The sequence below is a fragment of the Phyllobacterium trifolii genome (genome assembly GCF_014192095.1).
Classification (GTDB): Bacteria; Pseudomonadota; Alphaproteobacteria; order Rhizobiales; family Rhizobiaceae; genus Phyllobacterium; species Phyllobacterium trifolii.
Genome location: NZ_JACHXN010000002.1, coordinates 126427 through 140116, shown reverse-complemented (window position 1 = coordinate 140116; position 13690 = coordinate 126427). Strand labels below are relative to the sequence as shown.

General features: G+C 56.3%; 12 protein-coding genes. 11 read left to right on the top strand and 1 reads right to left on the bottom strand.

Annotated features, from left to right (window positions below):
* The first annotated feature begins 19 nt into the window (after positions 1–19).
* From lnt to FHS21_RS03610, 7 genes are all read left to right on the top strand, one after another.
* A complete protein-coding gene (gene lnt / locus FHS21_RS03640) occupies positions 20–1606 on the top strand; it encodes an apolipoprotein N-acyltransferase (RefSeq protein WP_376772063.1) in 1587 nt (528 codons plus the stop codon).
* 100 nt (positions 1607–1706) lie between these two features.
* A complete protein-coding gene (locus tag FHS21_RS03635; protein WP_112526604.1) occupies positions 1707–2120 on the top strand; it encodes a helix-turn-helix domain-containing protein in 414 nt (137 codons plus the stop codon).
* 181 nt (positions 2121–2301) lie between these two features.
* Complete coding sequence (metK, locus tag FHS21_RS03630) at positions 2302–3567, top strand: methionine adenosyltransferase (protein ID WP_112526602.1); 1266 nt, start codon at positions 2302–2304, stop codon at positions 3565–3567.
* A 17-nt stretch (positions 3568–3584) separates the two neighbouring features.
* The gene (gene trmB, locus FHS21_RS03625; protein WP_112526600.1) at positions 3585–4283 is read left to right on the top strand and encodes a tRNA (guanine(46)-N(7))-methyltransferase TrmB; all 699 of its coding nucleotides are present in this window, start codon (positions 3585–3587) and stop codon (positions 4281–4283) included.
* Between the two features lie 228 nt (positions 4284–4511).
* The gene (locus FHS21_RS03620; protein ID WP_112526834.1) at positions 4512–5462 is read left to right on the top strand and encodes a Bug family tripartite tricarboxylate transporter substrate binding protein; all 951 of its coding nucleotides are present in this window, start codon (positions 4512–4514) and stop codon (positions 5460–5462) included.
* A complete protein-coding gene (locus FHS21_RS03615) occupies positions 5459–5941 on the top strand; it encodes a tripartite tricarboxylate transporter TctB family protein (protein WP_112526598.1) in 483 nt (160 codons plus the stop codon). The genes FHS21_RS03620 and FHS21_RS03615 overlap by 4 nt, the downstream gene beginning before the upstream one ends.
* A 9-nt stretch (positions 5942–5950) precedes the next feature.
* Positions 5951–7468: a tripartite tricarboxylate transporter permease gene (locus FHS21_RS03610; RefSeq protein ID WP_112526596.1), complete on the top strand. Its 1518-nt coding sequence runs from the start codon at positions 5951–5953 to the stop codon at positions 7466–7468.
* Positions 7469–7496: 28 nt separating this feature from the next.
* Here FHS21_RS03610 and FHS21_RS03605 read toward each other — a convergent pair whose 3' ends face one another.
* Positions 7497–7661, bottom strand: coding sequence for a hypothetical protein (locus tag FHS21_RS03605; RefSeq protein WP_181872304.1), 165 nt, complete (start codon positions 7659–7661; stop codon positions 7497–7499).
* Positions 7662–7959: 298 nt separating this feature from the next.
* Here FHS21_RS03605 and rimP point away from each other — a divergent pair, with 298 nt between their 5' ends.
* The 4 genes from rimP (at position 7960) to infB (ending at position 13658) form a co-directional block, all read left to right on the top strand.
* Entirely contained in the window at positions 7960–8598 is a 639-nt protein-coding gene (rimP, locus tag FHS21_RS03600; protein WP_112526832.1) for a ribosome maturation factor RimP, read from the top strand.
* 64 nt (positions 8599–8662) lie between these two features.
* Positions 8663–10264 carry a transcription termination factor NusA gene (nusA, locus tag FHS21_RS03595; protein WP_112526594.1) on the top strand — a complete coding sequence of 534 codons (1602 nt, stop codon included), beginning with the start codon at positions 8663–8665 and terminating at the stop codon, positions 10262–10264.
* A gap of 17 nt (positions 10265–10281) precedes the next feature.
* Positions 10282–10935, top strand: a complete 654-nt coding sequence (locus tag FHS21_RS03590; RefSeq protein WP_112526592.1) for an RNA-binding protein — start codon at positions 10282–10284, stop codon at positions 10933–10935.
* On the top strand, positions 10932–13658 hold the full coding sequence (infB, locus tag FHS21_RS03585) for a translation initiation factor IF-2 (RefSeq protein WP_112551067.1): 2727 nt from the start codon (positions 10932–10934) through the stop codon (positions 13656–13658). The genes FHS21_RS03590 and infB overlap by 4 nt, the downstream gene beginning before the upstream one ends.
* Positions 13659–13690: the final 32 nt, after the last annotated feature.

The window sequence follows — 13690 nt, the reverse complement described above, 5'->3', positions numbered from 1 at the left end:
TGAAAAAGAGACGGGCGTAGTGCAGCGGTTGGCGGGGAAAATCATTCTTCTGTCGGGCTGGAGGCGGGTTGCGCTGGCGTTCTTTATGGGCGCGCTCGCAAGCTTTGCGCTTCCGCCCTATGATTTCTTTGCCGTTTGTTTCATATCGTTCCCGGTTCTTGTCTGGCTTATTGATGGGGCCGTCGATAATGCTGGCGCTGGGCCGATCCGCCGCTTGCTACCGGCCGCGATGGTGGGCTGGTGGTTCGGCTTTGGCTATTTCGTATTCGGGCTTTGGTGGATCGGCAATGCTTTGCTTGTCGACGCCGCCAATTTCGCCTGGGCCATACCTTTCGCCATTCTCGGACTTCCTGCTTTCCTTGCCATCTTTTATGCCCTTGCTGCGGCGCTTGCGCGGCTCTTGTGGAGCGATGGTCTTGGCCGAATATTCGCGCTGTCCTTTGGCTTTGGAATTGCCGAATGGCTGCGATCATTCGTTCTGACGGGCTTTCCCTGGAACGCCATAGGCTACGCGGCTATGCCGGTGCCGGTTTTGATGCAATCATCAGTCATCGTGGGGCTGCTGGCGATGAATGCCTTGGCCGTGGTCGTTTTTTCCACTCCTGCGTTGCTAGCGGACCGGCGCGGCCTGAAAACAGGTATTGTTCTCGCCCTTGTCCTGATATCCGCCCACGTTGGATTCGGCGTCTATCGTCTCAACAATGCAAAGGTCGAAGCCAAAGGGCTGCAAGTGCGTGTGGTTCAACCATCGATCGCGCAGGATCTCAAATGGGATGCCGACGCACGGCGGGGCATAATGGATAAATACCTCGCCATGACCGGTGAAGTACCCCAGGACGGTAAGCCCAAGCCGCAGCTCATCGTTTGGCCGGAAACGGCGGTTCCTTATATTTTGACAAAAACGCCGGAAGCACTGAAGAGCATTGCCGACATCCTGACGGATGATCAGGTTTTGTTAGCTGGCGCCATTCGGATGGAAGAGCCCGGCGGCAGTGATGCGCCGCTTTACTACAATTCAATATATTCAATCGACGCCGAGGGAGAAATTACGGGAGCGGCCGACAAGGTCCATCTCGTTCCTTTTGGAGAATATGTGCCGCTGGAGAATATTCTGCGCAGGTTTGGCATCAGCGAAGTTATCGAGCTTCCTGGCGGCTTCACAGCAGCGGCTACCCGTCGTTCGCTTACCGTGAGGGACAATTTCACCGCGTTGCCCCTCATATGTTACGAAGCGATTTTTCCAGCCGAAATGTCCTATGAAGGTCCGCGTGCCGACGCCATTGTCAACGTCACGAACGATGCTTGGTATGGAGACACTCCGGGTCCTTACCAGCATTTCCGACAGGCGCAATTGCGCGCTGTGGAGCAGGGATTGCCTCTTGTAAGGGCTGCCAACAACGGGCTTTCTGGTGTTGTAGATCCGTATGGCCGAATCATTGATGCATTGGCGCTCAACGCTGTTGGCGTGATCGATGTCGCTCTTCCAACGAAAGTGGAACTACCAATTCGTGCAGGTGCGCGCCATTTTCAATTCTGGATTGTAATTGGCATTGTTCTGGTTGTAACGCTGGCTTATTTTTTTCGCTATAGAGCGAGGGTTGGTTGACATTTTAGACGTGGACCTATCGAATAAAGCCATATTTGGCCCGTTGATACATTGATGATAAAATTCGTTTTAAGCTTCATTTCATACGAATGAGATTTTTATGACTGATACTAATAAGAAGAGACCAAACCCAGTAGATGTACACGTGGGTGCACGCATTAGGTTGCGACGCAACATGATTGGATTGAGCCAAGAAAAGCTTGGCGAAAGCCTTGGAATAACATTTCAGCAAATTCAAAAGTACGAAAAGGGAATGAACCGGGTCGGCGCTAGTCGCCTGCAAGCTATTGGCAATATTCTCAATGTACCCGTCACATTTTTCTTCGACGACATGCCCGGACAATCCGACAAGCCCAAGGGGTTCGAGGAGGAGAGCGAGACCACCTATGTTGTCGGCTTCCTTAACAGTTCCGAGGGGATTCAGCTTGCCCGTGCATTTGCGAAAATCGGTGATGCCAAGATAAGGCGGAAAATTCTCGATCTTGTCCGTACATTGGGTCACGAAGAAGAATAATCAGCCGAAATGCGTGTTCGGAGATGAAAGCGCATTCTCACGCTTTAGAAAAAAATTCTCAAACTGCCATTTGTTTGAAAACGAAAGCAATTGACTGATCCTCTCGACATTGGCAAAGACTACGCTGCCCAATTCAGACTTTGCTGATTGAGCATTCGTTCGCTTTCAAGAGGGGTTCCCCGTGACACGCAGTTCTTATCTTTTTACCAGTGAGTCCGTATCTGAAGGTCATCCAGACAAGGTCTGTGACCGCATTTCCGATGAAATCGTAGACATGATCTACAAAGAGGCAAAGAAAACGGGCGTTGACCCGTGGACTGTGCGCATTGCTTGCGAAACGCTGGCAACCACCAACCGCGTCGTGATCGCCGGCGAAGTGCGTGTGCCTGACACATTGCTGAAGAAAGACAAGGACGGCGTTGTGCTGAAAGACGCCAAGGGACATCCGGTCATCAATCCCTCGCGCTTTCGCGCTGCTGCCCGCCGCGCGATCCGCGATATCGGCTACGAGCAGGACGGTTTTAACTGGAAGACCGCAAAAATCGAAGTACTCCTGCATCCGCAATCAGCTGACATTGCGCAGGGCGTCGACAACGCTGCCGACCGCCAGGGTGAAGAAGGTGCTGGCGATCAAGGCATCATGTTCGGCTATGCCTGCCGCGAGACGCCAGACCTGATGCCAGCTCCGATCTATTATTCCCACAAAATTCTGGAACTTCTGGCAAGTGCCCGCCACAAGGGCGAGGGCGACGCTGGCAAACTCGGACCGGACGCCAAGAGCCAGGTTACCGTGCGATATGTCGACGGCGTTGCAGCAGAAGCCACGCAGATCGTGCTGTCGACGCAGCATCTCGATGCCAGCTGGGATTCCAAGAAGGTTCGCAAGGTCGTTGAGCCGTATATCCGCGAAGCGATGGGCGATCTGAAGATCGCGGACGATTGTGTCTGGTACATCAACCCTACCGGCAAGTTCGTTATCGGCGGGCCCGATGGGGATGCCGGTCTGACGGGCCGCAAGATCATCGTTGACACGTATGGTGGCGCCGCGCCACATGGCGGCGGTGCATTCTCCGGCAAGGACACGACCAAGGTAGACCGTTCAGCCGCCTACGCCGCTCGCTATCTGGCGAAGAACGTCGTTGCCGCCGGGTTTGCCGATCGCTGCACGATCCAGCTCTCCTATGCGATTGGCGTTGCCCAGCCGCTATCGGTTTACGTTGATCTGCATGGAACCGGCAGTGTGAAGGAGGACGCAGTGGAAGCGGCTCTGCGTACCGTTATGGATCTTTCGCCGTCCGGCATCCGCAAGCATCTCGACCTCAACAAGCCGATTTATGCCAAGACGTCTGCCTATGGCCATTTCGGTCGCAAGCCTGGTCGCGACGGCTCTTTCTCCTGGGAGAAGACCGATCTGGCCAAGCAGTTGAAGTCAGCTCTGGCCGCTTGAGCGGCCATTGCAATCCTATGACTGAGGCACGGCGCGAGCGTTCAACGGAGGCATTCTTCGGTAGAAGAAGCGGTAAAGCGCTGCGTCCTTTGCAGCGCTCCATCCGTGATGAGCTCTTGCCCCTGCTCAAGCTTGATATCGGTGTGCAGGCACCCGACGACCTCCGCAGTTTGTTTTCTGCGGAGGTCGAAACGGTCCGGATGGAAATTGGCTTTGGCGGCGGCGAACACCTGTTGCACGAGGCGAGGCGTTGTCCGAAATCCGGTTTCATCGGCGTGGAGCCGTTCATCAACAGCATGGCGAAACTCGTTGTCGATCTCCATGATGATCCGATACGGAACATTCGGCTCTACGATGATGATGCAACGCAGGTCCTCGACTGGTTGCCGAACAACTCCCTGGATGGCATTGATCTGTTCTATCCCGATCCATGGCCCAAGAAGAAGCACTGGAAACGCCGCTTCGTGAGCCAGAAGAATCTCGACCGTTTTGCCCGCGTCCTGAAGTCCGGGAGTCGTTTCCGGTTTGCTTCCGACATCGACACTTATGTGAACTGGACGCTGCAACATTGCCACGCGCACGGGCAATTTGAGTGGCAGGCGAAGACTTCCGCCAACTGGCATACGCCCTACGAAGCCTGGCCGGGCACTCGTTACGAACAGAAAGCCCATCGCGAAGGCCGTATTGGCGCTTACCTGACCTTTTCGCGCCTGTAACATCAATCGCGGTGAGTTCGTCATTTCGCGTGACAGCTTCCTGACAGTTTCCTAGTATCATTTTAAGGATGAGGAGACCGCTGGGAGGCTGTCCGTACATTAAAGTTATCGAACCCAAGGATTTTGGCATCTGCCATCCGGTTTGATACGCATTGGCATCTTCCCGTTTTCTTCAGTATTTATCAAAAACAGGCGGCCGCGATGGCCGTCATGGGAGGGATTTCCAGAATGCGTAGAATCTTGCTTGCCTGTGTGGCCGCCGGGGCGATGGTGCTGTCCGGCCAGGCCTTCGCCGCCGATTACAAAATCATGGCTCCAGCAGCACCAGGTGGCGGTTGGGATCAGACTGCTCGCACGATCCAGAGTTCACTGCAGGATGAAAAAATTTCTGGCAGCGTTCAGGTTGTGAACGTGCCAGGTGCAGGCGGTACAATTGGCCTTGCGCAATTCGCCAATTCAGCCAAGGGCGATCCTTCGCAGCTCATGGTTGGCGGCTACGTCATGGTGGGCGCCATTTTGACGAACGCATCCCCTGTAACGCTCGATCAGGTTACTCCGATCGCTCGCCTGACAGGTGAGTTCGAGGCTGTGGTTGTTCCGGCTGCGTCGCCGATCAAGACGATGGCTGAACTGGTCGAAAAGCTGAAGGCTGACCCAGGGGCGGTTTCCTGGGCCGGTGGCTCGGCCGGCGGCACTGATCAGATCACAGCTGGTCTGATTGCAAAGGCTGTTGGCGTCGATCCAACAAAGATCAATTACGTTGCCTTCTCCGGTGGTGGTGAAGCTCTGGCTGCACTCCTTGGCGGGCAGGTTACGGTCGGCATTTCCGGTTACGGCGAATTCGAATCGCAGATCAAGTCCGGCGCTCTGCGCATTATTGGCATTTCCAGCGATGCAAAGGTTGAAGGCATCGATGCGCCGACGTTCAAGGAGGGCGGGGTGGATGTTGCTATCCAGAATTGGCGCATGATCGCGGCCCCTCCCGGCATCACACCAGAACAGGAAGCTGCGATCAGTGCAGACGTCGAAAAACTGGCAAAGTCGAAAACCTGGCAGGAACAGCTAAAAGCCAAGGGCTGGGCTGATACCTACCTTGCCGGTGACGAGTTCAAAGCTCAGTTGAAAAAGGATACCGACGCAACAGCAGCTATCCTGAAAGATATTGGCCTCGTGAAATGACACAAGAGACACCGAGTTCCGAAGCGCGCCGCCCCGATCGGGCGGCGCTGGCGATTGCCGTTGGTATCGCAATTGTTGCTGCGATAATTGCCTATAGTACGGCCACCGCCGTTGGCGGCAGTGCGACACGCATCGGTCCGGCAGTTTTCCCTTACACGATTGCCGGCGGTCTTTTTATTCTTGCGATCTGGACCGCGTTTGAGGCTATGCGTGGTGATTTTCCCGAACGAGAGGAACAGCAGATCCAGCCTGTTGTCTGGATCGTAGGCGGTCTCGTCGCCCAGATGCTGCTATTGCATATAACGGGCTTTGCCATTGCGACAGGACTGCTTTTCGCCGCTACGGCGCGCGGCTTCGGCAAGGGACCGCTTTGGATGACAATTCCAGTCGGTATTGTTTTGTCATTTATAATCTGGGTCATTTTTGCCAAGGGACTGCAGTTGTCCCTACCGGCTGGACCGCTTGAACGTCTCATTTAAGGACCGGCTATGGATAGTTTTACTCTACTGGCACATGGTTTTGCCGTCGCATTCCAGCCGTTCAATCTGCTTTATGCGCTCATTGGCGTAACATTGGGTACGGCCGTTGGCGTTCTGCCCGGCATCGGACCAGCCCTTACGGTCGCTTTGTTGCTGCCGGTAACTTATAAGCTCGATCCTGCAGGTTCGCTGATTATGTTTGCCGGCATCTACTATGGCGGCATGTATGGCGGGTCGACCACGTCGATTCTTTTGAACACGCCAGGAGAGAGCGCATCGATCGTCACTGCGCTCGAAGGCAACAAGATGGCTCGTGCCGGGCGAGGTGGTCCCGCCCTGGCGACGGCCGCGATCGGTTCCTTCGTGGCGGGGTTGATCGCGACCATGGCACTGGCGCTGATTGCTCCCACCATCGTCAAATTTGCGCTTTCCTTTGGCGAGGCCGAATATTTTGCCCTGATGATGTTGGCCTTCATGACGGTTTCGGCAGCTTTTGGCGATTCCACCTTGCGTGGATTGACTGCACTGTTCATTGGCCTCGCGCTTGGTTTGATAGGAGCCGACGGTCTGTCGGGACAGGTGCGCCTGGGCTTCGGCATCCCCGATTTGACCGATGGCGTCGAGATTACAACGCTTGCCGTTGCCCTGTTTGCGATTGGTGAAACATTGAGTGTCGCTGCATCGAAAAGCACGGGCGAAGGAAAAATCGAGCCCGTCAAAGGGTCAGTCTGGATGAACAGGGAAGATTGGTCACGCTCCTGGAAACCTTGGCTTCGGGGGACATTTATCGGTTTCCCGATCGGCGCGATGCCGGCAGGCGGTGCCGAGATTGGTACGTTCCTGTCCTATTCGGTGGAGAAGCAGCTCTCGAAAAAGCCTGAAGAATTCGGCCATGGCGCGATTGAAGGCGTTGCCGGTCCTGAGGCTGCCAACAATGCATCGGCCGCGGGCACGCTTGTTCCCCTGCTGACACTTGGTCTTCCGACGAGCGCGACCGCGGCCATCATGCTGGCAGGATTCCAGCAGTTCGGCCTGCAGCCAGGCCCGCTGTTGTTTGCAACCAACCCGCAGCTGGTCTGGGGTTTGATCGCCAGCCTGCTCGTGGCCAATTTCATGTTGCTGGTTCTGAATTTGCCGCTGGTCGGATTATGGGTCCGGTTGCTGTCCATCCCAAGACATTGGCTTTACGCCGGCATCCTGGTCTTTGCGACGCTCGGAACCATCGGCGCCAATCCCTCGACATTCGAGTTAGGAATGTTGCTGCTGTTTGGCCTGCTCGGCTATTTCCTGCGGCTTTTTGGCTATCCGATTGCGCCCGTGGTCGTGGGTCTCATTCTCGGACCCATGGCGGAGATACATTTCCGCCGCGCCCTGCAGATCAGTCAGGGTGATTTCACCGTCTTTGTCGGCTCGCCGATCTCGGTGATACTGCTGTTGCTCGCGGTATGCGCAGTTGTCATCCCGCTTGTCCTGCGGGCGCGAGGCAAGGGTAAAGTACTGGCCGCCCTCGCTGCGAACGAGGATTGAGAAGGTCTGCTACGCCATCTACCGGAGATTAGCGCCGGTAGATGGATTTGAACTGTACTGGATCGATGCCGAGCGCACGAAGGTCGGACGCGACGGGCTGGTGGCCAAGTCGAGTAGCTTCGGCGACAGCAACCGCACTTCCGAACGCGCGGAAGAAGTTACCAATCTTTGAAAGCTGTTGAGTTTTGGACATTTTTTAATCCCTTAATCTATATTGCACCGCAGCATAGATAGGATGAATGAGCTGATAAATTTAGGTCCAACAATGCAGGGCAGCCATGCGAAAACGCATGACGAGATTGGCGTCTGCACACAACTCAGCAGAAAATCACCTCTGCGCTTGAAACTCGCGCACCATTTCGGTATATAAGCGTCATATTCTTGGTCGATAGAACAGGAGTGGGTCCAGACCGGTCCCGCTCTTTTTTGTTTCTTAAGGCCGAAACAGGGAAAATCTTTGCGTGACAGACGACGCTAATACGAAACAGGAAATGGCCCCGATAGAGGGTGCGGAAGAGCGGATCATTACTGAAACGGGTATCGATGCCCGCGTTGCCGGTATCATTGAACCGGTGCTGCAGTCGATCGGCTTTCGGTTGGTACGCGCCCGGCTTTCCGGTCTCAACGGTTTGACGCTGCAAATCATGGCCGAGCGCCACGATGGCACGATGACCGTCGAGGATTGTGAACTCGTCAGTCGGACATTGTCACCGGTGCTCGATGTAGAGGATCCAATTGACCGCAACTATCATCTCGAAGTGTCCTCACCGGGTATTGACCGGCCATTGGTGCGCAAAGCAGATTTTACCAAATGGATCGGCCATATCGCCAAGATAGATACGTCAGCCGTTCACGAAGGGCGCAAAAAGTTTCGCGGCCGCATAGCCGAGGTTTCCGTCGAAGGTGTTACGGTCGAGAGCGACCAGGCGAGCTATGGCGACAAACCAGTCGTGGAGGTCCCGTTCGAGCTGATTTCGGATGCACGGCTTGTCCTGACGGACGATCTCATTCGTGATGCGCTGCGCCACGACAAGGATTTGCGCGAAGGCCGGATCCCGGAAGATAGCACTGGCCAGGCAGATGAGGCGGAAGCTTCGACGGCCGGGCAGGAACAGACAAAACAGGATTGATATTTCATACGCCCGCAGAAGCAATGCGGCGATGAACCCCAAGGGGAACTTCAAGGAGAAGAACATGGCAGTCAGTGCAAACAGGCTAGAACTTCTGCAGATCGCCGATGCGGTGGCGCGCGAGAAGTCGATTGACCGCGAGATCGTGATTGCGGCGATGGCCGATGCCATTCAGAAAGCCGCGCGCTCGCGTTATGGCCAGGAAACCAATATCCGGGCCGATATCAACGCCAAGACCGGTGAAATCAAGCTTCAGCGCTTGCTTGAGGTGGTTGACGATGTCGAAGACCCGGTCACCCAGATCAGCATGGAAGCTGCGCGGGATCGCAATCCGGATGCGCAGCCCGGCGATTTCCTTGCCGACCAGCTGCCGCCGATGGATTTTGGCCGTATCGCTGCGCAATCTGCCAAGCAGGTCATCGTGCAGAAAGTGCGCGAAGCCGAGCGTGACCGCCAGTACGACGAATACAAGGATCGCGTTGGCGAGATCATCAACGGCAGTGTCAAGCGCGTTGAATATGGCAACGTGATCGTCGACCTCGGGCGTGGCGAAGCCATTGTCCGCCGCGACGAGCTGATCCCCCGCGAAACTTTCCGTTATGGCGATCGTGTTCGCGCTTATGTTTACGATGTACGCCGCGAACAGCGAGGCCCGCAGATTTTCCTGAGCCGCACTCATCCGCAGTTCATGGCAAAGCTCTTCACCATGGAAGTGCCGGAAATTTATGATGGCATCATCGAGATCAAGTCGGTAGCCCGCGATCCAGGCTCACGCGCCAAGATCGCGGTCATCTCCCGTGATTCCTCAATCGATCCTGTTGGTGCCTGCGTTGGTATGCGTGGTTCGCGCGTTCAGGCGGTTGTCGGTGAGCTCCAAGGCGAAAAGATCGACATTATTCCCTGGTCGCCTGAGCCCGCTTCGTTCATCGTCAACGCGCTGCAGCCGGCAGAAGTTTCCAAAGTTGTTCTCGATGAAGACGCCGAACGTATTGAAGTTGTGGTTCCGGATGACCAACTATCACTTGCAATCGGTCGTCGCGGGCAGAATGTGCGTCTGGCTTCGCAGTTGACTGGCTGGGATATCGATATCCTCACCGAGCAGGAAGAATCCGAGCGCCGCCAGAAGGAATTCGTGGAACGTTCGAACCTCTTCATGGAAGCGCTTGATGTCGACGAGATGGTCGGCCAGGTTCTTGCCTCCGAAGGTTTTGCCAGCGTCGAGGAAATCGCGTATGTGGATGCCGACGACATTTCCTCCATCGATGGCTTCGATGAGGATACGGCAACTGAAATTCAGCAGCGCGCTCAGGAATATCTTGGCCGTATTGAAGAAGAACGCGATGCCCGCCGTAAGGAACTGGGTGTTGCGGATGAGCTTCGTGACCTGCCAGGCATGACCAACGCTATTCTCGTTGCTGTCGGTGAAGATGGCGTCAAGACAATCGAGGACTTCGCTGGGTATGCGGTCGACGAACTGACCGGCTGGCGTGAACGCAAGGATGGTGAGACAATCAATTATCCCGGCATTCTGTCGTCGTTCGAGGTTAGCCGTGCTGACGCGGAACAGATGGTTCTTGCCGCACGCCTGAAAGCCGGATGGATCACGGAAGACGATCTTGCTGCTGCCGAAGCTGAACCAACGGCAGAAGAAGAGGTCGCTGGCTGATTTCGAGCGATCCAGACGTGGAACCGGAAATGAACGACAGAACGTGCATTGTCACGCGGACAAGCGGTTCTGTCGATGACATGATCCGGTTTGTCGCTGGTCCCGATGGCACGGTTGTGGCTGATCTGAAGCGCAATCTTCCCGGCCGGGGCTGTTGGGTGAAAGCCCAACGGCGCTACATTGATGACGCGGTCAAGCGAAAACTCTTTCCGCGCGGATTGAAAAGCAGCGTCACGGCCCCCGATAATCTGGGACAGGCAGTGGACCGGATGCTCGCAAAATCAGCGTTGGGCAGTTTTGGGTTGGCGCGAAAGGCCGGGGTTGTGGTAACAGGGGCCGCAAAAGTGGATATTGCGATCCGCAATGGCACCGCTGCACTCGTGCTTCATGCCTTTGAAGCGGCGGAAGATGGTGTCCGCAAACTTGACCAGGCCCGCCGTTCGGTTGTTTATGCGGGCGGACCTGAAATACCCGCCCTTTCATTGTTTGAAAGCAGTGAAATGGATTTGGCATTGGGTGGGGTAAATGTGATACATGCTGCCGTACTCAAGGGGAAGGCAGCTGCCGGGTTCATAAAACGAGCCTGGCTTCTACAGCATTTTCGCGATGGCCCCACGGATGTGGCCGACGCTAAAGCGGCGACTGTCGCGAAGGAAACGGAAACGGAATGAGCGATACAAAATCGACAGACGACAAGACGCTAGGCGTCAATAAGAAGACCCTGACCCTGAAGCGGCCTGGCGTTGAACAGAGCACCGTGCGTCAGAACTTCAGCCATGGGCGTACGAAGTCTGTTGTCGTTGAAACAAAGAAGCGCAAGTTCAGCCTCCCGGATCAGAAACCGGAGGTTGCGCCTCCTGTTGCGGCGACTCCAGCGCCAACGCCGGCGGCTGCACCCGCACGCCCTGCGCCCCAGCCGGCTGCACCGCAGCCAAGTGCTGCAGCTGCACCGGCGCCGCGTCCGGTGGCTCCAGCCGCGCCGGCACCAGCGCCCCAGACAAGTGCGCGTCCCGCTGCGCCAGCCCAGCAGCGCCCCGCCCAACAGCCGTATCGTCCTTCTGGTCAGCGCCCGAACGATCGTTCCGGTATGGTGCTTAATACGCTGTCCACAGCTGAACTCGAAGCGCGCCGCAAAGCGCTTGAAGGTTCCAAGGCCCGTGATGCGGAAGATCGCGCCAAGGCAGCCATCGAAGCCGCCCGCCGTGCTGAAGATGACGCACTGCGTGCTCAGGAACGTGAAGCATCTGCCCGCCGTCAGGCTGAGGAAGAAGAGCGCCTGCGCAAAGAGGCCGAGGCCAAGCAGCGTGCGGAAGAAGAATCCCGCAAGCGCCAGCCTGCCGAGTTGAAGACAGCCGACGATGCAACGTTGAAGGCAGCGGCGCGCAAGCCGAATGCTGCCGAAGAAGACGACGATCGTCGTGGTCCTGCTGGTGCGCGCCGTGGCACAAGTGCTGCTCCGGCCAAGCCGGAAGTCCGGGCGCCAAAGGTCGTCAAGGGTGAAGATGAACGCCGTCGCGGCAAGCTGACATTGGGCACTGCGCTCAATGATGAAAGTCGCAGCCGTTCGCTATCTGCCATGCGCCGCCGCCAGGAAAAATTCAAGCGCGGCATGCAGCAGGAAACCCGCGAGAAGATCGCGCGTGAAGTCATCCTGCCGGAGACGATTACGATCCAGGAGCTTGCTCAACGTATGGCCGAGCGTTCCGTCGACGTCATCAAATTCCTGATGAAGGAAGGTCAGATGATGAAGCCGGGCGATCTGATCGACGCCGATACGGCTCAGTTGATTGCCGAAGAATTCGGTCACACGGTCCGCCGTGTTGCTGAGTCCGACGTTGAAGAAGGTATCTTCAATGTGCAGGACGACACGGCATCCTTTGTGTCGCGTCCGCCGGTTGTCACCATCATGGGTCACGTCGACCACGGCAAGACTTCGCTGCTCGATGCGATCCGCAAGGCCAATGTCGTTTCCGGCGAAGCTGGCGGCATTACCCAGCATATCGGTGCCTATCAGGTCGAACAGAACGGCCAAAGGATCACGTTTATCGATACGCCGGGCCACGCGGCCTTTACGGCCATGCGTGCTCGCGGTGCGCAGGCAACCGATATCGCCATTCTGGTCGTTGCTGCCGATGATAGCGTCATGCCGCAGACGATCGAGTCGATCAACCATGCCAAGGCTGCGGGTGTTCCGATCATCGTCGCGATCAACAAGATCGACAAGCCGTCTGCTGATCCGCAGAAAGTCCGTAATGGACTGCTGCAGCACGAAGTCTTCGTGGAATCGATGGGCGGTGAAACACTGGACGTCGAGGTTTCGGCCAAGACCGGTGCCGGTCTCGACAAACTTCTTGAAACGATCCTGCTGCAGGCGGAAGTTCTCGACCTTAAAGCCGATCCTACCCGGACTGCCGAAGGTGTCGTGATCGAAGCCAAGCTTGATCGTGGCCGCGGTTCGGTTGCTACTGTCCTGGTTCAGAAGGGCACTCTCAGGCCGGGCGATATCATCGTCGCGGGCAGCGAGTGGGGCCGTGTTCGTGCATTGGTCAATGACCGCGGTGAAAATCTCAAGGATGCCGGACCTGCAATGCCGGTCGAGGTTCTTGGTCTAGGCGGACCGCCGCAGGCTGGTGATCGTTTTGCTGTCGTTGAAAGCGAAGCCAAGGCGCGTGAAATTTCCGAATACCGTACACGTCTCGCCCGTGAAAAGGTTGTGGCACGTCAAGCCGGTTCACGCGGTTCGCTTGAACAGATGATGAGCCAGTTGCAGGTAACCGGGCTGAAGGAATTTCCGCTTCTCATCAAGGGCGACGTACAAGGCTCGATCGAAGCCATTGCCGGCGCCCTGGATAAGCTTGGAACCGACGAAGTGCGCGCCAGAATCATTCATTCTGGTGCTGGCGGCATCACCGAGAGCGATATCGCCCTCGCTGAGGCCTCCAACGCAGCGATCATCGGCTTCAACGTGCGTGCCAACAAGCAGGCCCGCGATCTGGCCGAGCGCGAAGGCATCGAAATTCGCTACTACAACATCATTTACGACCTCGTTGATGATGTGAAAGCGGCGATGTCGGGTCTCCTGTCACCAGAACGCCGTGAAACCTTTATTGGTAATGCGGAAATTCTCGAAGTCTTCAACATCACCAAGGTCGGCAAGGTCGCTGGCTGCCGTGTCACAGAAGGCAAGGTCGAACGTGGTGCGGGCGTGCGCCTTATCCGCGATAACGTCGTCATCCACGAAGGCAAGCTCAAGACGCTCAAGCGCTTCAAAGACGAAGTTACCGAAGTCCCGGCCGGCCAGGAATGCGGTATGGCGTTCGAGAATTACGACGATATGCGCGCAGGCGATACGATCGAAGCTTTCCGCGTCGAACATGTGACCCGCACGCTCTAAAGGGCAGCGACCAAATCACTGAGGATAGGATC

Bases quoted from the DNA above. Each gene is read 5' to 3' on its own strand.
- rimP (WP_112526832.1), top strand. From the start codon at position 7,960: ATGGCCCCGATAGAGGGTGCGGAAGAGCGGATCATTACTGAAACGGGT.
- FHS21_RS03615 (WP_112526598.1), top strand. From the start codon at position 5,459: ATGACACAAGAGACACCGAGTTCCGAAGCGCGCCGCCCCGATCGGGCG.
- FHS21_RS03610 (WP_112526596.1), top strand. From the start codon at position 5,951: ATGGATAGTTTTACTCTACTGGCACATGGTTTTGCCGTCGCATTCCAG.
- nusA (WP_112526594.1), top strand. From the start codon at position 8,663: ATGGCAGTCAGTGCAAACAGGCTAGAACTTCTGCAGATCGCCGATGCG.
- FHS21_RS03605 (WP_181872304.1), bottom strand. From the start codon at position 7,661: ATGTCCAAAACTCAACAGCTTTCAAAGATTGGTAACTTCTTCCGCGCG.
- FHS21_RS03635 (WP_112526604.1), top strand. From the start codon at position 1,707: ATGACTGATACTAATAAGAAGAGACCAAACCCAGTAGATGTACACGTG.
- trmB (WP_112526600.1), top strand. From the start codon at position 3,585: ATGACTGAGGCACGGCGCGAGCGTTCAACGGAGGCATTCTTCGGTAGA.
- FHS21_RS03620 (WP_112526834.1), top strand. From the start codon at position 4,512: ATGCGTAGAATCTTGCTTGCCTGTGTGGCCGCCGGGGCGATGGTGCTG.
- infB (WP_112551067.1), top strand. From the start codon at position 10,932: ATGAGCGATACAAAATCGACAGACGACAAGACGCTAGGCGTCAATAAG.